This is a genomic window from Streptomyces sp. NBC_01363 (assembly GCF_026340595.1).
Lineage (GTDB): Bacteria > Actinomycetota > Actinomycetes > Streptomycetales > Streptomycetaceae > Streptomyces.
Genome location: NZ_JAPEPF010000002.1, coordinates 1,059,343 through 1,080,000, shown reverse-complemented (window position 1 = coordinate 1,080,000; position 20,658 = coordinate 1,059,343). Strand labels below are relative to the sequence as shown.

General features: G+C 71.4%; 18 protein-coding genes. 6 read left to right on the top strand and 12 right to left on the bottom strand.

Annotated features, from left to right (window positions below; genetic code table 11):
• Positions 1-93 precede the first annotated feature (93 nt).
• Positions 94-390 carry an aldo/keto reductase gene (locus OG611_RS32640; protein WP_266428472.1) on the top strand — a complete coding sequence of 99 codons (297 nt, stop codon included), beginning with the start codon at positions 94-96 and terminating at the stop codon, positions 388-390.
• 121 nt (positions 391-511) lie between these two features.
• The gene (locus OG611_RS32635; protein ID WP_266431356.1) at positions 512-1,297 is read left to right on the top strand and encodes an ABC transporter ATP-binding protein; all 786 of its coding nucleotides are present in this window, start codon (positions 512-514) and stop codon (positions 1,295-1,297) included.
• Between the two features lie 6 nt (positions 1,298-1,303).
• Here OG611_RS32635 and OG611_RS32630 read toward each other — a convergent pair whose 3' ends face one another.
• The 8 genes from OG611_RS32630 to OG611_RS32600 all read right to left on the bottom strand — a co-directional run bounded on the left by OG611_RS32630 (position 1,304) and on the right by OG611_RS32600 (position 8,854).
• Positions 1,304-1,699 carry a nuclear transport factor 2 family protein gene (locus OG611_RS32630; protein WP_266428470.1) on the bottom strand — a complete coding sequence of 132 codons (396 nt, stop codon included), beginning with the start codon at positions 1,697-1,699 and terminating at the stop codon, positions 1,304-1,306.
• Entirely contained in the window at positions 1,696-2,271 is a 576-nt protein-coding gene (locus tag OG611_RS32625) for a DUF1697 domain-containing protein (RefSeq protein WP_266428468.1), read from the bottom strand. The genes OG611_RS32630 and OG611_RS32625 overlap by 4 nt, the downstream gene beginning before the upstream one ends.
• A 122-nt stretch (positions 2,272-2,393) precedes the next feature.
• A complete protein-coding gene (locus OG611_RS32620; protein WP_266428466.1) occupies positions 2,394-3,596 on the bottom strand; it encodes a S8 family peptidase in 1,203 nt (400 codons plus the stop codon).
• Between the two features lie 336 nt (positions 3,597-3,932).
• Complete coding sequence (locus tag OG611_RS32615) at positions 3,933-4,976, bottom strand: cytochrome P450 (RefSeq protein WP_266428463.1); 1,044 nt, start codon at positions 4,974-4,976, stop codon at positions 3,933-3,935.
• A gap of 115 nt (positions 4,977-5,091) precedes the next feature.
• Positions 5,092-5,172 (bottom strand): tryptorubin family RiPP precursor, encoded by an 81-nt coding sequence (locus tag OG611_RS40975; RefSeq protein ID WP_350985409.1) that lies wholly within the window; start codon positions 5,170-5,172, stop codon positions 5,092-5,094.
• A gap of 594 nt (positions 5,173-5,766) precedes the next feature.
• The gene (locus OG611_RS32610; RefSeq protein WP_266428460.1) at positions 5,767-7,065 is read right to left on the bottom strand and encodes an ABC transporter substrate-binding protein; all 1,299 of its coding nucleotides are present in this window, start codon (positions 7,063-7,065) and stop codon (positions 5,767-5,769) included.
• On the bottom strand, positions 7,065-7,904 hold the full coding sequence (locus OG611_RS32605) for a carbohydrate ABC transporter permease (protein ID WP_266428457.1): 840 nt from the start codon (positions 7,902-7,904) through the stop codon (positions 7,065-7,067). Before OG611_RS32605 ends, OG611_RS32610 begins: the two co-directional genes overlap by 1 nt.
• Entirely contained in the window at positions 7,901-8,854 is a 954-nt protein-coding gene (locus OG611_RS32600) for a carbohydrate ABC transporter permease (protein WP_266428453.1), read from the bottom strand. Before OG611_RS32600 ends, OG611_RS32605 begins: the two co-directional genes overlap by 4 nt.
• 125 nt (positions 8,855-8,979) lie before the next feature.
• Between OG611_RS32600 and OG611_RS32595 the strand changes: the two genes are divergently transcribed.
• Positions 8,980-9,846, top strand: a complete 867-nt coding sequence (locus OG611_RS32595; protein ID WP_266428450.1) for a phosphotransferase enzyme family protein — start codon at positions 8,980-8,982, stop codon at positions 9,844-9,846.
• A gap of 38 nt (positions 9,847-9,884) precedes the next feature.
• Here the strand turns inward: OG611_RS32595 and OG611_RS32590 are convergent, their stop codons facing one another.
• Both OG611_RS32590 and OG611_RS32585 read right to left on the bottom strand, forming a co-directional pair.
• The gene (locus tag OG611_RS32590; protein ID WP_266428447.1) at positions 9,885-10,616 is read right to left on the bottom strand and encodes a 3'-5' exonuclease; all 732 of its coding nucleotides are present in this window, start codon (positions 10,614-10,616) and stop codon (positions 9,885-9,887) included.
• 78 nt (positions 10,617-10,694) lie between these two features.
• Positions 10,695-11,927 (bottom strand): SAV2148 family HEPN domain-containing protein, encoded by a 1,233-nt coding sequence (locus OG611_RS32585; protein ID WP_266428444.1) that lies wholly within the window; start codon positions 11,925-11,927, stop codon positions 10,695-10,697.
• Positions 11,928-12,333: 406 nt separating this feature from the next.
• Between OG611_RS32585 and glgX the strand changes: the two genes are divergently transcribed.
• Positions 12,334-14,499, top strand: a complete 2,166-nt coding sequence (gene glgX, locus OG611_RS32580) for a glycogen debranching protein GlgX (protein WP_266428441.1) — start codon at positions 12,334-12,336, stop codon at positions 14,497-14,499.
• Between the two features lie 89 nt (positions 14,500-14,588).
• The gene (gene treY, locus OG611_RS32575; protein WP_266428438.1) at positions 14,589-16,985 is read left to right on the top strand and encodes a malto-oligosyltrehalose synthase; all 2,397 of its coding nucleotides are present in this window, start codon (positions 14,589-14,591) and stop codon (positions 16,983-16,985) included.
• Here treY and OG611_RS32570 read toward each other — a convergent pair.
• Positions 16,945-18,063 carry a cytochrome P450 gene (locus OG611_RS32570; RefSeq protein ID WP_266428435.1) on the bottom strand — a complete coding sequence of 373 codons (1,119 nt, stop codon included), beginning with the start codon at positions 18,061-18,063 and terminating at the stop codon, positions 16,945-16,947. The two genes, treY and OG611_RS32570, sit on opposite strands and share 41 nt — an antisense overlap.
• Positions 18,064-18,188: 125 nt before the next feature.
• On the bottom strand, positions 18,189-19,091 hold the full coding sequence (locus OG611_RS32565; protein WP_266428432.1) for a LysR family transcriptional regulator: 903 nt from the start codon (positions 19,089-19,091) through the stop codon (positions 18,189-18,191).
• Positions 19,092-19,189: 98 nt separating this feature from the next.
• Here OG611_RS32565 and lpdA point away from each other — a divergent pair, with 98 nt between their 5' ends.
• Entirely contained in the window at positions 19,190-20,647 is a 1,458-nt protein-coding gene (gene lpdA, locus OG611_RS32560) for a dihydrolipoyl dehydrogenase (protein ID WP_266428430.1), read from the top strand.
• The last annotated feature ends 11 nt before the right edge of the window (positions 20,648-20,658 follow it).

Genomic DNA, 20,658 nt, shown 5'->3' with positions numbered 1-20,658 from the left:
GAGGCAGGAAGGTAAGATCCGGTACATCGGTCCGGACACCCTCACCGCCGATCAGCTGGAGCAGGCTCTCTCTCCCTGACCGGGATCGCCTCGGTGCAGAACCGCTTCAACCTCCTGGACCGTTCGTCGGACGTGGTACTGAAGGTGTGCGAGGCCCACGGCCTGGCCTTTCTGCCCTGGTTCCCGCCGGCCAACGGCGCTCTGACCGGCAATGCCGCAGCGGCTCTCGCCGGGATCGCCGATCGGCACGGTGCCACCCGCGGGCAGATCGCCCTCGCCTGGCTGCTGCACCGGTCCCCCGCACCGTGCCCGGCCCCGGGCACCGGTTCGACCGTCCATCTGGCGGAGAACCTGGGGCCGGGGAGATCCGGCTGTCCGCCGAGGACCTGAGCGGCCTGGAGACGCTCGCACCCGCATGAAGGAGTACTCGCCCGTGACCACCGCCCGTACCACCTCCGCCGTACCCGCCCCCGCCGCCCCCGGCCCGGCCGCCGCCGAAACCGCCGCCCCGGTGATCCGGGCCGACGACGTCTCGCTCGTCCGGGACGGCAATGTGCTGCTCGACTCGGTCTCCCTGACCGTACGGAGCGGTGAGCACTGGGCGCTGCTCGGAGCCAACGGCGCCGGGAAGAGCACGCTGCTGGGGCTGCTCGGCGCGGTCAACCACCCCACCCGGGGTTCGGTGGAGGTCCTGGGACGCACCCTCGGCCGGGTCGATCTGCGGGAGCTGCGGTCGCTGCTCGGGCATGTCAATCCGCGCCATCCACTGCGTTCCCCGCTGTCGGTGCACGAGGTGGTGCTGACCGGCCTGACCAACTCGGTCGAGCCGGTGCCGCGCCGCTCGGTGGACGAGGAGCAGCGGGACCGGGCGGAGCGGCTGCTCGAGATGCTCGGCATGGGCGGCAAGTCGGGGTCGCGCTGGCCGGCGCTGTCGCAGGGTGAGCGGGGCCGTACGCTCATCGCCCGCGCCCTGATGCCGCAACCGCGGCTGCTGCTGCTCGACGAGCCGGCCACCGGTCTCGATCTCGCCGCGCGTGAGCAGTTGCTCGACAGTCTGGACGTGCTGCGCGAGGAACATCCGGAGCTGGCGACGGTCCTGGTCACCCATCACTTGGAGGAGCTGCCCGCCTCCACCACGCACGCGCTGCTGTTGCGGGGCGGCCGGTGCGTGGCCTCGGGTCCGGCGGACGAGGTACTGACCACGGACCGGGTCAGCGACTGCTTCGGGCATCCGGTGCGGATCTCCCGCACGGACGGCCGGTGGGCGGCGCGGGCACAGCGCGTCGCCCGTCGCTGACCGGGCTCAGCCGTCGTCGTCGGCACCGGTGTCCGCGGCGGTGCCGAACGGCGTGGCCTGGTGGAAGTAGAGCAGCCAGCCCGCGTCGGTCAGCCGCCACACCGAACTGCGGTGGGCGAGGCGCCCCTTCGTCTCGGTGTCGTAGGTGAGGTGGACGAGGTCGTCGCCGAGCTGGACCCCGCTCATCCGGGACGCGGTCATCGGCCCGGGGCGCGGGGCGTCCTTCCCGGTGAGCGAGGCGATCATGGTCTCGCGGTCCCAGACCCGGCCGGCGTAGTCGATCTCGCGGTAGTCGGGGTGCAGCACCCGGGAGAGGAGTTCGGCGGAGGCGCGCACGGCGGGGTCCAGGAGGCGCAGCTCGCCCTCGACCGCCGAGGCCACGCCGGGGAACGGTTCGGTCATGCGGGGGCTCCGTCGCGCGCGGTCCCCGTGGGCGCCGTCATCTCCACCAGCTTGACCACGGTGTTCCAGTTGCGCGAGGTGGCGACGATGCCCTTGGTGACGGAGGACCGGGACAGCGCCTCGGCGAGTTTCGAACGGCCCAGCCCGTCGGGGGCGTAGAGGTAGAGCGCACGGTCGCCGAGGCCGAACGCCTCGGGGAGGAAGGCCGCCGGGTCGATCCGGGCGAAGCGGTCGGCGTCGACCGGCTGGTCGTAGTAAGTGATGTGCAGCTGCTTGCCTTCGAGTTCGGCGGCCGGGAACGGGCAGGCCGCCGCAACTGCCGCCAGGTAGGCGCCGTCCCTGACCAGACAGGGGACGGGGAAGCCGAACCGCTTCTCGATGGCCTGCTCCAGCTCGGCGGCGAGGGCGTTCTCGTCGTCCGACGCGCTGCTGAAGACGGCGTTGCCGCTCTGCAGGTGGGTGCGGACGTCGCCGTGTCCCAGTTCGGTGAGCAGCGTGCGGAGTTCGGCCATCGGGACCCTCTTGTGGCCGCTCACGTTGATCCCGCGCAACAGCGCCGCGTACATGGTCATGGGCACACCATAGGACGATCTCTTCGCACGGTGCGGCCGCCGCGCCCCGTGGGGGAGGGCGCGGCGGCCGCTGGTTCCGTCGTGAACGGGCATTCGCCGCCCGGTCACTGCTGCGGGGTCGGCTACTCGACGACCTTCAGCAGTTTGTTCGGCGTGCCCTCGGTCGCGTTGGAGATCGCGTCGGGGGTGGCCCCGTCGGTCAGCGCCGTGGCGACCTCCTCCGGGGTGGCGTCCGGGTGTCCGGCGAGGTAGACGGCGGCGGCACCGACGACGTGGGGGGTCGCCATGGACGTGCCGGAGATGGTGTTGGAGCCGTCGTCGCTGTCGTTCCAGGACGAGGTGATGTCCGAGCCCGGGGCGTAGATGTCCACGATCGAGCCGTAGTTGGAGAACGAGGACTGCTCGTCGTCCACCGTGGACGAGGCGACCGTGATGGCCTCCGGGACGCGGGCCGGGGAGCTCTCGCTCGCGTCGGCGGAGTCGTTTCCGGCGGCCACCGCGAAGGTGACTCCGGAGGCGATGGCCTTCTGGACCGCGGCGTCGAGCGCCTCGTCCGCGCCGCCGCCGAGGCTCATGTTGGCGACGGAGGGGCCCTCGTGGTTCTCGGTGACCCAGTCGATGCCGGCGACGACCTGCTCGGTGGTGCCCGAGCCGGAGTCGTCGAGCACCCGGACGGCGACGATCTTGGCCTTCTTGGCGACCCCGTAGGTCGCACCGGCGATGGTGCCCGCCACGTGGGTGCCGTGGCCGTTGCCGTCGTCGGCGCTGTCGTCGTTGTCCACGGCGTCGTAGCCCGAGCTGGCCCGGCCCTCGAACTCGTTGTGCGTGGTACGGACACCGGTGTCGATGACGTATGCGGTGACGCCCTCGCCCGCGCTGTCCGGGTAGGTGTACGCGTTGTCGCCGGCCGTCTCGGTCTGGTCGATCCGGTCCAGTCCCCAGGACGGCGGGTTGGCCTGGGTCTCGTCGATGTGGAACTTCTTGTTCTGGACGACCTTGGAGACGGCCGGGTCGGCCGCCAGACGCTTGGCCTCGGTGAGCGAAAGGCCGCTGGCGGAGAAGCCGTTGATGGCGGAGCTGTAGTTCCGCTTCAGCTTGCCGCCGTACTCCTTGGCGAGCTTCGCCTTGTCGGCCTTCTGGTCCAGCATCACGATGTAGCTGCCGGATACGGCGTTCGCCGCGTCCGCGCCGTAGACGACACCCATCGCGGGAGCGGGTGCGGCGCCGGCGAGGGAGGTGTTGAGGAGGGTGACTCCGGCCGCTGCGGCCACCGCGGTTATCGCCGCGGTCAGCTTGATCCGGCGTGCGCGCTTGTGAATTGCCATGAAGAGGGGTCTCCTCGTCATTCTTTGTGGGGGGATTGACCCCCGGCCGGAAGACCTCCGGGGGTTGGCTCGAAACCCTCGCCGATTGACGCGCCCAGATCAAGACCTTCATGCAGCTGTGACTTACTCAACAAAGTTGCGTAATAAGAAACCGGCCAGCCACGCCCACGTCAGGCACGGTCGCCGCGGCATCCGCCGCGCACACCGGGCCCACGACACGACCGGCACACTTCGCACATGGGAAGACGAACCCCGCCCGGCCGTAGGCGCGGACGGGAGGACGGCCGGTTTCCACCCCCGTGTTCACAGAGCCCTCACGAGGTGACCACGTTGAGGTCAGCTTCGGACGACCCGGACCTCGGAGACCCCCATCAGCCCGGCGAGGGGCACCTGCGCGGTGGTCTGCTCCGGACTCACCGTCAGGCCGTCGCCGCGCAGCATATCGAGCAGCATCTCGGCGAGCGGCATCACCATGTGCCGGCCCCAACAGCGTTCGGAGGCATGCCCGAAGGGGAGGTATCCGGGCTGATCGTCCGGGTCGAGACTGTCCCAGCGCTCGGGGCGGAACTCGTCGGGGTCGTCCCAGAGCGCGGGGTCGCGGTGGCTCACCAGCGGCAGGATCAGTACGTCGTCGGCCGCGCCGATCCGGGAGTCGAGTGCGGGGTACTCCGGTGACGCCTTCCGCAGGACGTTCCAGGAGGGCGGCAGCAGTCGCATGGCCTCGTACAGGATGTTCCGGTTCGAGGTGTCCGCGTCGAAGGGCGATCCGAGCCAGAGCGCGTTGGCGACGAGCGTCGAGACGGTGAAGCAGACCGGGGCCGCCGCCCGCCGGTAGAGGCCCATCGCGTAGCGCCGGTCGCTGTAGCTCCCGGCTTCGGCGGTCAGGCCCGCGATGGCGGAGACGGGTGCGCCGGGACGGAGCCGGCCGGGCAGCGCGGCCCCCGCGGCGATGACCGTCCAGGTGAGCTTGGGCGTCAGCTCCAGCGCGCGGTCCATGAGGATGCGCAGCCGGTAGGGGTCGGCTCCGAGAACCAGATCGCGCAGGAACACATGGCCGACGTGCGGCCACTCGCCGGAGAGGTCGACCGCCTCGACGGGCTTCTTGAGTGCCGTCCGCACGTCCCGGCCGATGGCCTGCATGACCGTCGACGCCTCGGTGCGCGGAATGGAGCGCCCGTGAAGGGGTTTGAACGTGGGGCGTTCATCCTCGGCGGCTGGCCTGGCGGCGAGGATCCGGTCCGTCAGGTCGGCTCCGGCGACGCCGACGGTGCCGGGGTCGAGGCGGAAGACCTCCTCGCCCCGGTGGTCTCGCAGGAGCGCCTGGAGTCTCGGCGCGAAGACGACGTCCCGGGCGCGGCTGCCGGTACCGGACATGTGCATCGGTGGTCTCCAAGAAGCGGGAAGGGCCCGCGCCCGGCGGGCCGATGAGGCCTGGCCGGACACGGGCCCGAATCGACTGACCGTGTCCCTCGAAGTGACGGACCGTTCTGTCGGTTTAGTACCAGTGGTACCAGGCGTACGCCTTCAGGCTCTTCTCCGGCGTCATCTTGTCCTTGAGCAAGAAAAGGAACTTCATAACAGCACCTCCATCTTTTACTCTGAATTTGCATTCATGCGGGCATGACTCTGACCGTTCACGACGACAATCCCCCGCCTCTGACCGGGAATTTCTCGCCACTCACCGCCGAAAGGAGTGAAGCTCAGCACGAAAGGGCTTGTCAATGACTTCTTCTTGCGCCGCGCCCGAATCGCAGCGAATCGGGCAGGGGTGGAACCAACTCCGGGCGATTGCCATCCGGGCAGGCCGAAACAGGCCGTGCGTTCAGTTTTCGACAGCGTCCGACAGGTGAGACGCGCCGGACGAACCACCGCGACAGCAGGGACGATGCGGCACCCATACCCGCACAGGCGCGTGGGCACAAGGATCTGAAGAGTCGAATTCAAGCCACTGAATGTCTGAATCGCCGACGTTCAGGAATATTTCGGACCAGGCTCCGCGATTCCTGTGCTCTCACCGGAGAGCTCGGGCGGCGAACCCAAAGAAACGTACCGGTCGGTAATTCCGGGTCCGGCCGCAAGAAGAACTGAGTGGCCCATGAAACTGACCCGACCGGAACGGCAGCGGAATGGCCTAAGGGACCATCCCCCGCCGCGCCGGCCGCGGGTGGGCTCAGCGCTGATAGCGGGCCAGGACCCGGTTCCCGTCGTCAACCAGACGCTTCCTCAGCTCGTCCGCCCCGACAGCACCGCTGTAGTACTCCTGGAGGGCGGGCGTGGCGACCTTGTCCTTCCACTCCGGGTAGCCGCGCACCGACTGGGCGGGCGCCGGCCGGAGCGCCTTCGCGACGGCGACACCGGTCGCCCAGCCGTTCTCGGCGGTGTGCAGGGACGGGTCGGCGAGGGCCTCGGTGCCGGTCGGAAGCATCCAGTCGCCCTTGGCCAGGCGCACCATGTTCGGCGGCCGGAGCAGGAAGTCGATGAACTGCGCGGCCTCCTTCTTGTGCGGGCTGGCCTCCGAGACGGACAGGGTCTGCGGACTCACCCCCTGGGCGAGGCCCGCGCTGCCCGCGGGGGCCGGCAGGACCGTCCATTCGAAGCCCTCGGGGGCCTGTTCGACGACCTGCTGGCGGTACGAGAAGCCCAGCGGGACCATCGCGTACTTGCCGCCGAAGAATCCGGGCAGGGTGTCGGAGCCGCCCATGCCGAGTGCGGTGCGCGAAGCACTGTGGTCGATGTCGACCTGGTCGTGGATGGTGCCGGGGACGATCCGGTCGCCCTCGTCCGCACGGATGGTCACCTTGCCGTCGGCGCCGCGGTGGAAGAGTTCGCCGCCGTCGGAGAGGCCGAGGTTGAGGGTGACGGAGACCGGCTCCTTGAGCGGCCAGGCGACGCCGTATCGCCCCTTGACCGTCAGCTCCTTGGTGACCTGCCGGAACTCGGCCCAGCTCCAGGGCTCGCCGGGGGTCGGGATGCGGACCCCGGACCCGGCGAGGATCTTGGTGTTGGCGATCAGGACGCGGGGCTCCTGGAGGAACGGCACTCCGTAGACGCCGTCGCCGAAGGTGGTGGTGGACCAGCTCTGCCGCGGGATGTCGGCGGTCAGCCGGCCGGGGAGCAGCCCGCGCAGGTCCGCGAGGTAGCCGCCGTACGCGAAGTCGGCCAGGTCGTCGGAGGCGTCGTGGATGATGTCCGGCGCCTCGCCGCCCTCGAAGGAGGTGAGCAGCTGGTCGTGGACGGTGTCCCAACTGCCCTGTACGTAGCTGACATGGACGTCCGGATGGGCTTCGTTCCACTCCTTCACCAGTTGTTTGTTGGCGTCGACGGACTCCTTCTGCCAGGCCAGCGACTGGAAGCTGAGCTCGATCCTCCCGTTGTCGCCCCTGCCGTCGTCCGTCCCCGCGCAGCCGGTGAGCAGCAGGGCCAGCGCGGTGGCCGCCGCGGCGGCCGTCGTCCGCAGGGATGCCCGCATCAGCTCTTCACCGCCCCGGCCAGCATGCCGCCCGTGATCCGCCGCTGGATGATCGCGAAGATGACCAGCGAGGGCAGGGTGGCGAGGAACGCGGCGGCGGCGAGCGGCCCGAGATCGGCCGCGCCCTCCGCACCGATGAAGTGGGTCAGTACGACCGGCAAGGTCTGCTTCTCCGGAGTCTTGAGCAGGACGAGCGCGAAGAAGAGCTCGTTCCACGCGGTGATGAAGGCGAAGAGCGCGGTGGCGACAATGCCGGGGGTCAGCAGCGGGGCCGTGACCGAGACGAGTGTCCGCAGCCGGCCCGCACCGTCGACCGAGGCGGCCTCCTCCAGTTCGGCGGGCACGGCCCGTACGTATCCGACCAGCATCCAGAGCGCGAAGGGCAGCGCCCAGACGGCGTAGACCATGATCAGCCCCCACCGGGTGTTGATCAGATGGAGGTTCTTCAGGATCAGGAAGAGCGGGATGATCAGCAGGACGAGCGGGAACGCCTGGCTGATCACGACCCATCCGGTGGCCGCCGTCGAGAGCCTGGAGCGGCGGCGGGCCATCACGTACGCCATGGGCGTGGCGACGACGACCGCGATGAGGGCGGCGCAGACCGCGGCGCTCAGCGAATTGGCGGCGGCCTGGAGCAGCGGCTGTTCGTCGAACGCCTTGCGGAAGTTGTCGAGCGTCGGATGGTCGGGGATCCAGGTGGGGTGCAGGGAGCCGAGTTCGCGCGCCGGTTTGAAGGCGGTGGAGATCAGCCAGAGGAACGGGAACGCCAGGAAGACGAGATAGCCGAGCAGCGCGGCGTACTGTCCGGCGCGTGCGGTTCTGCTGGTGCGCATGCTCATCGGTCCTCGCCTCCCCTCAGCCGGCCGGCGAGATGGACCGCCAGGATCACGGAGATCACCGCGACCATCACGCAGCCCATCGCCGCGGCGTATCCGAACTGTCCGTAGTGGAAGGCCTCTTCGTACGCGAAGAGCATCGGCAGCCGGGTGCGTCCGCCGGGTCCCCCGTTGGTCAGTACGTAGACCAGGGCGAAGGAGTTGAAGTTCCAGATGAAGTTGAGCGCGGTGATGGCGAGCGCGACCGGTCTGAGCACCGGCCAGGTGACGGTACGGAAGCGGCGCCAGGCACCGGCTCCGTCCAGGGCGGCCGCCTCGTGGAGTTCGTGCGGGGTGTTCTGCAGCCCGGCGAGCAGGGCGACGGCGGTCTGGGGCATGCCCGCCCAGACGCCCACGACGATCACGGCGGGCAGCGCGGTGGCGAGCCCGGTGAGCCAGTCCCGGCCGTCACCGAGGCCGAGATCGCGGATGGTCTCATTGAGGACGCCCGCGTCCGGGTTGTAGACGAGCCGCCACATGATGCCCACGACCACCTCGGGCATCGCCCACGGAATGATCGCCAGCGCCCGCGCCAGCCAGCGCATCCGCAGATTCTGGTTGAGCAGCAGGGCCAGGCCGAGGGCCAGTACGAACTGCGGGACGGTGACGCCGAACGCCCACACCAGACCGATCCGGAACGAGTCCCAGAAGAGGGTGTCGTGGAGCAGGTCCTGGAAGTTGAGCCCGCCCACCCACTGGGTGGAGCGGGTGCGTCCTGACTGGGCATCGGTGAAGGCCAGCGCGATGCCGTAGAGCAGGGGGCCGACACTGAGAATCAGGATCGGGATCAGCGCGGGCAGCACCAGGAACCAGGTTCCGGCACCCTTCCGGTCGACCGGCCGGGGCCGTTCGTCCTGCGGCCCGGCGGGCGGGTCATGCTTTCCGGAACGTACGGTTGCACTCGCTAATGTCACGAATTATCCCCCTTGCGTCATCCGATCGGTTTCATACCGTTCTGGCCGCTCAGGTGGCCTCCGTCATCGTGCTGACGGGCCGTTGGTTCGTCAAGCCAACCTGCACTGATGCGAAAATCGGAGCCATGAACGAGATGCGTGCGCGTGAGGTGCTGACCGCTGCCGGACTGTCCGGCGGTGCGGAGCTGCTCGCGATGGGTGAGAACGCGGTGTTCGCCGTCGGCGACCTGGTGGTCAAGGTCGGCCGGGACGCCGTGCAGCACCCGGAACTGCGGGACCGGGCCGAACGCGAGGTGGCCGTCGCCCGGTGGCTGGCCGCCTCGGACGTCCCCGCCGTACGGGCCGCCGAGCCCGCGGCGCGCCTGGTCGAGGGCCACCCCGTGACCCTCTGGCACCGGCTGCCCGACGCCGTACGCCCCGCCGAGCCGCGGGATCTGGCACAGCTGCTCACCCTGGTGCACGCGCTGCCCGCCCCGGACGGCTTCGGCCTGCCGCGCCGTGAACTGCTGGGCGGGGTCGAACGCTGGCTGCGGCTCGCGGGCGACGCGATCGACCCGGCCGACGCCGACTATCTGCGGGAGCGCCGCGACGGCTTCGCGGCGGCCGCCGCCGCACTGGTCCCGCATCTGCCCCCGGGGCCCATCCACGGCGACGCGCTGCCCCGTAATGTCCACGTCGGTCCGGACGGGCCGGTGCTGGTCGATCTGGAGACCTTCTCCGCGGATCTGCGCGAGCACGATCTGGTGGTGCTCGCACTGTCCCGGGACCGGTACGGCCTGGCGCCCGAGGCGTACGACGCCTTCACCGCCACATACGGCTGGGACGTCCGCGAGTGGGAGGGCTGCGCGGTGCTCCGCGGGGCCCGGGAGACGGCCAGCTGTGCCTGGGTGTCCCAGCACGCGCCGGCCAACCCGAAGGCCCTCACGGAATTCCGCCGCCGGGTGGCCTCGCTGCGAGACGGCGACACGGCGGTGCGGTGGTATCCGTTCTGAGGGCTGCCCCCGCGGACCTCGGCGGTGGGTCCGGGCCGTCAGCCCGCGGCGACCCCGGCCGCCTCCCGCAGCGGCCAGTGGCCGTCGATCACCGCGTCCGCGGTGCCCTTGCGGCGCAGGAACTGCTGGAAGTCCGCCGCCCATTGCGCGTACCACTCCACCTGGCGCTCATGCAGCTCGGCGGCGGTCAGCCCGGCAACCGAGCCGTGCCGCTCGGCTATGGCGTACGCGACCCGGACGGCGGCCAGCGCGTCCGCCCCCGCGTCATGGGCTCCACCGTGCACCACGCCGTACTCGACGCAGACCGCTTCCAGGTTGCGCTTGCCCTTGCGGTAGCGGTCGACGGCCCGGTCGATGGTGTACGGGTCGATGACCGGCCCGATCCCCGCCCCGTCGAGCCGGTCGCTCAGCGACGGCAGCCCGTGCCGCTGCAACTCGGCCGTGAGCAGCGTCAGATCGAAGGCCGCGTTGTACGCGACGACCGGCACGCCGCGGCGCCAGTACTCCGTGAGCGTCCCGGCGATCTCGTCGGCCACCTCGCGCACCGGCCGGCCCTCCGCCGCCGCCCGCTCGCTGCTGATGCCGTGGATCGCCGAGGCCTGCTCGGGAATCCGGATGCCCGGATCCGCCAGCCAGCTGTGCTGCCGCACCGGCTCCCCGTCCCTGCCGCCGACGCCGACGATCGCGGCTGTCACGATCCGGGCCTCCAGCGGTTCCGTGCCCGTCGTCTCCAGGTCGAAGCCGACCAGCGCCTCCCGGTGCCAGCTCATCCCGTACCTCCTTCGTGGTGCTCTCCCCCAGGTGATGACCACCCTCGCATGCACCACTGACAACGCGGTCCCGGACCCTCAGGAGACGGGCCGGGAGTCCGCCCACACGGACTCGAATTCCTCGCGGTACGTCTCGAACAGCCCGTGCTCGTTGTCCTGCCCCGCCCGGACCACGGCGCGCCCGCCGCCGCGCAGCACCAGCACGGGCGCCTCCATGCCGCGTGCGCGCCGCAGATAGGTCTGGACGACCCCGACCGCGTCCGTCCCGTCGCCGTCCACCAGATAGGCCGTGAAGCGCGGCGTCTCGTCGAACACATGGATCTCGAAGGCGCCCGGATCACGGAGCTTGGAGCGGACCCGGCGCATATGGAGGATGTTCATCTCCACCGACCGGCTCAGCTCGCCCTTCTTCAGACCCAGCTCCCGCTCCCGGCGCTTGACCGCGCTGCTCGCCGGGTTGATGAAGAGCAGCCGGACCCGGCAGCCCGACTCGGCGAGCCGGATGAGCCTGCGGCCGGAGAAGTTCTGCACCAGCAGGTTGAGCCCTATGCCGATCGCGTCGAGCCGGCGCGAACCGCCGAAGAGATCCTCGGCGGGCAGCTGGCGCTGGAGCCGCACCCGGTCGGAGTGGACGGAGACCACGTCCGCGTACCGGTCGCCGACGAGCTCCTCGACGGCGTCGACCGGGAGCCGGTCGGCCGACGGGACCGCGGCACCGCTGCCCAGGATCTCCAGGAGCCGGGCGGAGGCGCGCTCGGCCTGGGCGAGGACCGCCTCGTTCAGGGCGCGGTTGCGGGAGACCACGTTGCGGGCGACCTCCAGCTCGTCGAGCGCCAGCTCCACCTCGCGCCGGTCGTCGAAGTACGCCTCGAAGCACGGCCAGTGCTGGACCATCAGCTCGCGCAGCTGAGGCAGCGTGAGGAAACTGAGGACGTTGTCGTCGGCGGGGTCGAGCAGATATCCCTTGCGGCGCGAGACCTCGCGCACGGCGACGGCGCGCTGCACCCATTCCTGCCCGGCGGGCCCGGCGGCGGCCACCACCCAGTCCTCGCCGTGGACCGGCTCGTAGATGGGCCGGAGCACCGCGGCGACCACGGCACGCAGCCGCTGCTCCACGAGATTCAGCCAGATGTAGGCCCGGCCGGCCCGCTGGGCGCGCGTACGCACCTCGCTCCAGGCGTCCGCTCCCCAGTCCAGTTCCGCGCCGATCTCCATGGGCTGCGCAAGTGAAACCGCCCCCGGCGGGACATCGGTGGAGTCCCCCTCGTGACCTGGGTCACCTGGGGGCAGCTCGAAGCCTCCCGAGCTCACCCGCGCACCGCCTTCCACTCCCCCACCAACGATCAAGGAAGGGTACTCCGGGAGCGGGAGCCGGTGCAGCCGGATGCACATGCTGCTTCGTCAACTCCCCTATGGCGCAGGCATGTTCCCGACGGCAAGATCTGCCGTAGTGAGGGGATTCATAGTGATTGGGCACCCCATCCGGGGCCCTGTACCGGGCGAGGGACGGGGCCGGGGGGCCCGATCCCGGTTCCGGGCGACACGGAGAGGCCCGATGTTGACCGGACCGCGTGCCGTGCCGGTCGGTCTTAGGTAGCCGCACCTCTTTCGGGGAAGATCTGGCTCCAGGGCCCGTCCGGCGGATCAGGGCCGGACAGGGTCCAGGGCGTGTCCGCAAGCTCCAGGCACCCGGATCAGAAGTGGAAGAGTCGAGCCTATGCAGGTCTGGCCGGGACAGGCGTATCCCCTCGGCGCCACGTACGACGGCGCCGGGACCAACTTCGCGGTCTTCTCGGAGGCCGCCAGACGAATCGAGTTGTGCCTGCTGCACGACGACGGTTCCGAGACGGCGGTGGAGCTCAGGGAGACCGATGCCTTCGTCCGCCATGCCTATCTGCCCGGGGTGATGCCCGGGCAGCGGTACGGATTCCGGGTCCACGGGCCGTACGAACCGGAGCGCGGCGCCCGCTGCAATTCGGCCAAACTGCTGCTCGACCCGTACGCCCGCGCCGTCGCCGGGCAGATCCGGTGGGGCGAGGCGGTGTACGGCTATCCGTTCGGCCGGCCCGACGCGCGCAACGACCTCGATTCGGCGCCGCACACCATGACCTCGGTCGTGGTCAACCCGTACTTCGACTGGGGCGACGACCGGCGGCCCCGTACGGACTACCACCGCACGGTGATCTACGAGGCCCATGTGAAGGGCCTGACGATGCTCCACCCGGGGCTGCCGAAGGAACTGCGCGGCACCTACGCGGGGCTGGCCCATCCGGAGGTGATCGCCCATCTGACGGAACTGGGTGTCACGGCCATCGAACTGATGCCGGTCCACCAGTTCGTCCAGGACCACCGGCTGGCCGACGCGGGGCTGGCCAATTACTGGGGCTACAACACCATCGGCTTCTTCGCCCCGCACAACGCCTACGCCTCCTGGGGCGACCGCGGCGAGCAGGTGCTGGAGTTCAAGCAGGCCGTACGGGCCCTGCACCAGGCCGGCATCGAGGTGATCCTCGACGTGGTCTACAACCACACCGCGGAGGGCAACCACCTGGGTCCGACGCTCTCCTTCCGGGGCCTGGACAATGCCTCGTACTACCGGCTCGCGGACGACCAGCGGTACTACATGGACACCACGGGGACCGGGAACTCCCTGCTGATGCGGTCGCCGCACGTGCTCCAGCTGATCATGGACTCGCTGCGGTACTGGGTCACGGACATGCATGTGGACGGCTTCCGCTTCGATCTGGCGGCCACCCTGGCCCGGCAGTTCCACGAGGTGGACCGGCTGTCCTCGTTCTTCGACCTGGTGCAGCAGGATCCGGTGGTCAGCCAGGTGAAACTGATCGCCGAGCCGTGGGACGTGGGCGAGGGCGGCTACCAGGTGGGGAACTTCCCGCCCCTGTGGACCGAGTGGAACGGCAAGTACCGGGACACCGTGCGGGACCTGTGGCGGGGCGAGCCGCGGACCCTGGCCGAGTTCGCGGGGCGGCTGACCGGGTCGTCGGACCTGTACCAGGACGACGGACGGCGGCCGCTCGCCTCGATCAACTTCACCACCTGCCACGACGGATTCACGCTGCACGACCTGGTCTCGTACAACGACAAGCACAACGAGGCGAACGGCGAGGGCAACCGGGACGGCGAGAGCCACAACCGGTCCTGGAACTGCGGGGTGGAGGGGGAGACCGACGAGCCGGAGGTCCTCGATCTGCGGACGCGGCAGATGCGGAACTTCATCGCCACGCTGATGCTGTCGCAGGGCGTGCCGATGCTGAGCCACGGCGACGAGTTCGCGCGTACCCAGCGGGGCAACAACAACGCGTACTGCCAGGACAGCGAGTTGTCATGGGTGCACTGGCCGGATCCGGCCGAGGTCCCGCAGGACGAAGCGGACGAGGCCGCACCGGACGGGGCGAACGGTCCGGGCAGCAGTCTGCTGGAGTTCACCCGGGCGATGGTCTGGCTCCGTCGCGACCACCCGGTCTTCCGGCGCCGCCGGTTCTTCCACGGCCGTCCGGTCGAGGGCACGCACGACGAGCTCTCGGACATCGCGTGGTTCACGCCGGAGGGCAGTGAGATGACGCAGCGGGACTGGCAGGCCGCGCACGCCAAGGCACTGACGGTCTTCCTCAACGGACACGCGATCTCGGAGCCGGGGCCGCGCGGCGAGCGGATCTCCGACGACTCGTTCCTGCTGATGTTCAACGCGGGCGCCGAGACGCTGGAGTTCTCCGTTCCGGTGAATCACGGCCGGCAGTGGCTGGTGGTGGTCGACACGGCACGCCCGGTCGGAGTCCTGCCCGGCTCGGGACCGAAGGTGGCGGGAGGCGATCGGGTGACGCTGGTCGGGCGCAGCATGGCGGTGCTCCAGCGGCCCGCGTAGGGCGTGTCCGGCCACCGGGGACACCGCCGGTCGAGCCCTTTGCGGCGTTCCGTGACACAGAAGCCGCCAGGCTGGGTACGAACGTCCGCATGACGCCCACCGCCACCTACCGGCTCCAGCTCCAGCCGGACTTCCCGTTCGAGGCCGCCGGACACGCCGTGCCGTATCTCGCCGCGCTCGGCGTCTCCCACCTCCATCTGTCCCCGGTCCTCGAAGCCGTGCCCGGCTCCCGGCACGGCTACGACGTCGTCGACCACGGCCGGGTCCGTGGCGAGCTCGGCGGTGAGGACGGGCTGCGGGAGCTGGCCCGCACGGCTCGTGAGCACGGTCTCGGGCTGATCGTGGACATCGTGCCGAACCACATGGCCGCCGTCCCCCGCCACAACCGCGCGCTGTGGGAGGTGCTGCGCGAGGGCCCCGGGTCCCCGTACGCCCGCTGGTTCGACATCGACTGGGCGGCGGGCGGTGGCAAGGTGCTGCTGCCGGTGCTCGGCGGACGGATCGGCGAGGAGATCGGCGGGCTGCGGGCGGACGGGGACGTGCTGCGCTACGGCGAACACGAATTCCCGCTACGGACCGGCACCGCCGGTCTGCCGCTGCCCGAGCTGCTGGATGCCCAGCACTACCGGCTCGGCTGGTGGCGGCTGGCCCGCACCGAGCTAAACTACCGGCGGTTCTTCACGATCTCGGAGCTCATCGGGGTGCGGGTGGAGGACCCCGAGGTCTTCGCCGCCACCCACGGCAAGATCCTCGAACTGGTCCGGGACGGTGTCGTCGACGGGCTGCGCATCGATCACCCCGACGGGCTGGCCGACCCGGCGGCCTACCTGGAACAGCTCTCGGCGGCGGCCGACGGGCGGTGGACGGTGGTGGAGAAGATCCTCACCGGCGGCGAGACGCTGCCCGCGGACTGGGCCGTCGCGGGGACGACCGGGTACGACGCACTGCACCGCGTCGACGGGCTGTTCGTCGACCCGATGGGCGCCGCGGAGCTGGTCGGCCGCTACCGGGAGTACGCGGGACCCGCCGGTGACCGCGGCGGATACTGGACGGCGACCGTCCGCCGGGCCGCGTACCGGGTGGTGACGCATGAACTGGCCGCCGAGACCGAGCTGCTGACCCGGCTCGCCGTACGGATCTGCGCCGACGACCCCGCGCTTCGCGATCACGCCCCGTGGACGCTGCACGCCGCCGTGCGCGAACTGCTCGTGCGGGTTCCCGTCTACCGCCCGTACGCGACGGCCGGCGAGCCCCGCACACGGACGGCCGACGAGACGCTGCCGGACGCGGTCGTACGGGACGCGAAGGCGATGTTCACCGTGGCGGAGGAGGCGTCGGCCGTCGATGTGGTCCGGGAGCTGGCGCTGGGGCGGCTGGGAGAGGGGCCCGACCGGACCGCGTTCTGTGCCCGGTTCGCCCAGACCGCTTCCGCGCTGCGCGCCAAGTCCGTCGAGGACACCGCGTTCTACCGGTACGTACCGTTGATCTCGGCGAACGAAGTGGGCGGCGATCCCGGGCAGCCCGCGGTGACGCCGGAGGAGTTCCATGCGTTCTGTGCCCGGCTGGCCCGCGACTGGCCGGCCACCGGCACGGCGCTGACCACCCATGACACCAAGCGGAGCGCCGATCTGCGGGCCCGGGTCGCGGTGCTGACGGAGTGCCCGGAATCGTGGTCCGGACTGCTGACGGAGCTGGAGCGGATGACTCCGGCCACCGCTCCCGACGCTCAGCTCGCCTGGCAGGCCTGGCAGACGGCCGTGGGCTGCGTGAAGCTGCCGGGCGGCGAGATGGCGGGCCGGCTGGAGCCGGCGCTGCTGAAGGCGGTCCGCGAGGCCGGGCTCTTCACCAGCTGGACCGAATCCGATCCGGCGTACGAGCGGGCGGTGACGGACTTCGTCGCGGCCGGGCCGGCGGCCGGCTCCGGTCCGGTGCGCGAGACGCTGGAGCGGTTCGCGAACACGCTCGACCCGTACGTGCGGGCCAATGTGCTGGGTGCGGCGCTGGTGCAGCTGACGATGCCCGGTGTGCCGGATCTGTACCAGGGCACGGAGCGGGAGTACGTGGCGCTGGTCGACCCGGACAACCGGCGGCCGTTCCGCGAGCCGTCCGGGGACGGGGCCCGCGGCGAGAAGGGCGAGCTCACGGCGGCCGCCCTGCGGCTGCGGCGCGAACGGCCCGAGGTGTTCGGCGAGTCCGGTACGTACGCCCCGCTGGGCGCGCATGGGCCGGCGGCCGCGCACTGTCTGGCGTTCTGCCGCTCCGGCGAGGTGGTCACCGCCGTGACCAGGCTGTCGTTGCGGCTGGCGGAGTCGGGCGGCTGGCACGACACGGAGCTGACGCTGCCGGACGACGGGCCGTGGACCGATCTGCTGACACCCGGGCGGGAGTTCGCCGGGGGCCCGGTCGCGCTCGCCGAGCTCTTCGCCGGGCGGCCGGTGGCGCTGCTCAGCCGGGCCGGACGAGGAGGGCCCGCGGACCGCGGGTGAGCAGCCCGGTGCCGGCCGGGCGGAATCCGTCCGCCCAGCGGAGCCGGGGCATCGCGTCGAGCAGCGCGCGCAGGCCCTGCCCTGCCTCCAGCCGGCCGAGCAGCACGGCCGGGCAGGACACGGGGCCGGTGAGGGACCGGCCCTGGTCTCGGCGGAAGGGGTCGAAGAGGTCGGGTGCGGCGAAGCGTTCCGGATCACGGCCGGCCGAACCGATCAGACAGGCGACGTCCGCCCCGGCGGGCAGTGTGCCACCGCTGAGGGCGACCTCGGCGACGGTGCGGCGCAGCACGACCTGGACCGGCGGGTCGCGGCGCAGCGACTCGGTCCAGGCCCGGTCGGCCAGGGCGGGTGCGGTACGCAGGGCGGCGAGGAGGTCGGGGGCGTCCAGCACATTGGCGAGGAAGGAGGCGAGCGCGGTCTCGCGGAGGCCGGTGTGCCGGGTACAGGGTGTGGCAGTGGTGGCTGTCGCACCTGTTGCACCTGTCGTGCCTGTCGCGGCGCGGGACAGCCGGACGGCGTACGGTCGGGCGCTCGCGCCGGGGGCGGCGCCGACGGGCAGCCAACGGCAGAACTCCGCGACGAGGTCGGCCTGTTGGCGGCCCGCGAGTCGGCGCGCCAGCACGTACGCGGTCCGCTCGATCCGCGCGACCATGTGACGTGGTACCGATCCAGGGTCCGGCATGTGACATGGCACTGATTCGGCGTCCGGCATGTGACATGGCATCGCCCCGGGCGCGGTCGTGTGGTGCCGGCGGGGTGCGCAGTGGGGGCTGCCGTGACAGAGGCCGAGCGGGGCGGGGCCGCCACGGGGCGCGGCGTCGTGCGGGAGGCCGGTGAACCGGGCGTCGGTGAGCGCCGTGGCCACGTCCGCGTACCGGCTGACCAGCCAGGCGCCCAGGGGCGCGTCGTAGCAGAGCGGGTACTCCTCGCGCAGGACGCGGTAGAGCCGGTACGGGTCGTGCGCCGCGCCGGGTGCGAGCAGGCTGGGGCCGGTGCTCGGGCGGGGTCCGCGCGCCGGCCTGCCGGCCCGACGGCCGAGGTCCGGTGCGGGTATGCCTTCCGGCGCGTCGGCCTGCATCGGTACCCCCGGGGCTCAGGGCGCCGGTGTGCGGCGCGGCTTCCCACCAAGGGGACCACCGGCGGGGGCATCGCGCAGTCGGCGTACGGCCGTCCGGGTGACGGCGGTTCGCCCGGTCGGGGGTCTCAGTCCGTCGGCGTCCGGGGGCGGAGCGGCCGGGCGGCCCCGAGCAGATCCGTGAACGCGGCGGCGGCCCCCGTGAGCTCGACGCGGGAGAAGACCGCCAGTCGACGCCGCCAGGGAGGTTCGACCGCGAGGACCGCGCAGTCCTCACCGACCGCTCCCCGGACCACATGCGCCGGAGCCGTGGTGACTCCGACCCCGGCGGCCGCCATCCGTACCGCCGTCGACGTGTGTTCGGTGCGCAGCACCGTACGGGGTGCGAAGCCCGCCTCTCCGCAGGCCACGTCCAGGAACGCCCGGCCCTGGACCACGGGTTCCATCGCGCAGCGCACCCAGGGCCGGTCGGCCAGCTCCCGCAGCCGGACCGAGGTGCGTCCGGCGAGCGGGTCGTCGAAGGGGACCACCAGGACGATCTCCTCCTCGCCGACCGGTACGACGGGCCCCGGCCAGTGCGCGGGCGGCGGGCCGACGGCGAGGTCGGCCGTGCCGCGTTCGAGCTGTTCCGCCAGGGCTTCCGGGGTGGCGTACTCGTGGAGGACCAGGCCGACCCCGGGATGCGCCCGGCGCCAGCGCGCGAAGACGTCCGGGAGGATGCCGACGGCCACCGCGTGCACCGTCGCGATGTGCAGTTCGCCGCCCTCCGCACCCGCCGCCGCCCGCGCCGCCCGCCCCGCCTGGGCGGCGCTGCGTACGGAGCGTTCGGCGTGCGGCAGGAAGGCACGGCCCATCGGGGTCAGCCGCACGCCACGCGGCAGCCGTTCGAGCAGGGCGCCGCCGACGGACCGTTCCAGGGCCTTGATCTGGTGGGAGAGCGCGGGCTGGGTGACATGGAGGAGTTCGGCGGCCCGGGTGAACGACGACTCCTCGACGACCGTGAGGAAGTACTCCATCTGCCGCAGGCTCATCGCGCTCTCCCCGTGGTCCGTACCCATAAAGGCTGTGCATCGGTGCTACAGAAACATTGCCTTGGACTCATGGCAAGGGCCGGGCGGAGGCTGTGCCCATGACGCGGACAGCAGCAGGGGCACTGGCGACAGCGACGGCGACGGACAAAAACGGGACCGGGCCCGACGTCCTGGTGATCGGCGGTGGCACCGGCGGATACTCCACCGCCCTGCGGGCCGCTTCCCTCGGTCTGGAGGTGGTCCTCGTGGAGCGCGACAAGGTGGGCGGCACCTGTCTGCACCGCGGCTGCATTCCCAGCAAGGCGATGCTGCACGCCGCCGAACTCGTGGACGGCATCGCGGAGGCCGGGGAACGGTGGGGGGTGAAGGCGACCCTGGACTCGGTGGACTGGCCGGCCCTGGTCGCCACCCGGGACGACATCGTGGCGCGCAACCACCGGGGCGTGGTGGACCACCTCGCCCATGCGGCGGTCGAAGTGGTGCACGGGAGCGCCGAGTTGACCGGGCCGCGCAGTGCCCATGTCACCGGTCACGGGGCAGTCGTCGCGCGCCGCGGCATCGTCCTGGCGACCGGGTCGCGACCGCGCGTGCTGCCGGGCCTGAAGGCCGACGGGCACCGGGTCGTCACCAGCGACGACGCGTTGTTCGCGCCGGGGCTGCCGCGGTCCGTCCTGGTGCTGGGCGGCGGGGCGATCGGCGTCGAGTACGCCTCGTTCCACCGGTCGATGGGCGCCGACGTGACCCTGGTGGAGGCCGCGGACCGGCTCGTACCGCTGGAGGACGTCGATGTGTCGCGCCATCTGACCCGGGGCCTGAAGAAGCGCGGGATCGATGTGCTCACGGGGGCGCGGCTGACGGACGCGGACGTGGTGGCCGACGGGGTGCTCGCGGCCGTACGCACCTCGCGCGGCGAGACCCGCACCGTGCGGGCCGAACGGCTGCTCGTCGCGGTGGGGCGGGCCCCGGTGACCGAGGGGCTGGGACTCGCGGCGGCGGGGCTGGCCGCCGACGACCGCGGCCATGTCGCGCCCGCCGACTGGTCGCGTCTCGAAACATCCGTGCCGGGCATCCATGTGGTGGGCGATCTGCTGCCGCCGCCGTCCCTCGGCCTGGCCCACGCGTCGTTCGCGGAGGGCCTGCTGGTCGCCGAGACGCTGGCCGGTCTGCCCTCACCGGCGGTGGACTACGCCGCCGTCCCCCGGGTCACGTACTCGTCCCCGCAGACCGCCGCGGTGGGCCTGACCGAGGCGGAGGCCCGTAACGCCGGGCACGACGTCACGGTGGGCACCATGCCGCTGACCGCCGTGGCCAAGGGAATGGTGCACGGGCGGGGCGGCATGGTGAAGATCGTCGCCGAGCGGGGCGGCCGGGTCCTCGGGGTGCATCTCGTCGGTCCGCAGGTCTCCGAGATGATCGCCGAGAGCCAGCTCATCGTCGGGTGGGATGCCGAACCGGCCGATGTGGCCCGTCACATCCACGCCCATCCGACGCTCTCCGAAGCGGTCGGCGAAGCCTTTCTCACCCTCGGCGGACGCGGGCTGCACCAGCGGTCCTGAGCCCGCCGGCT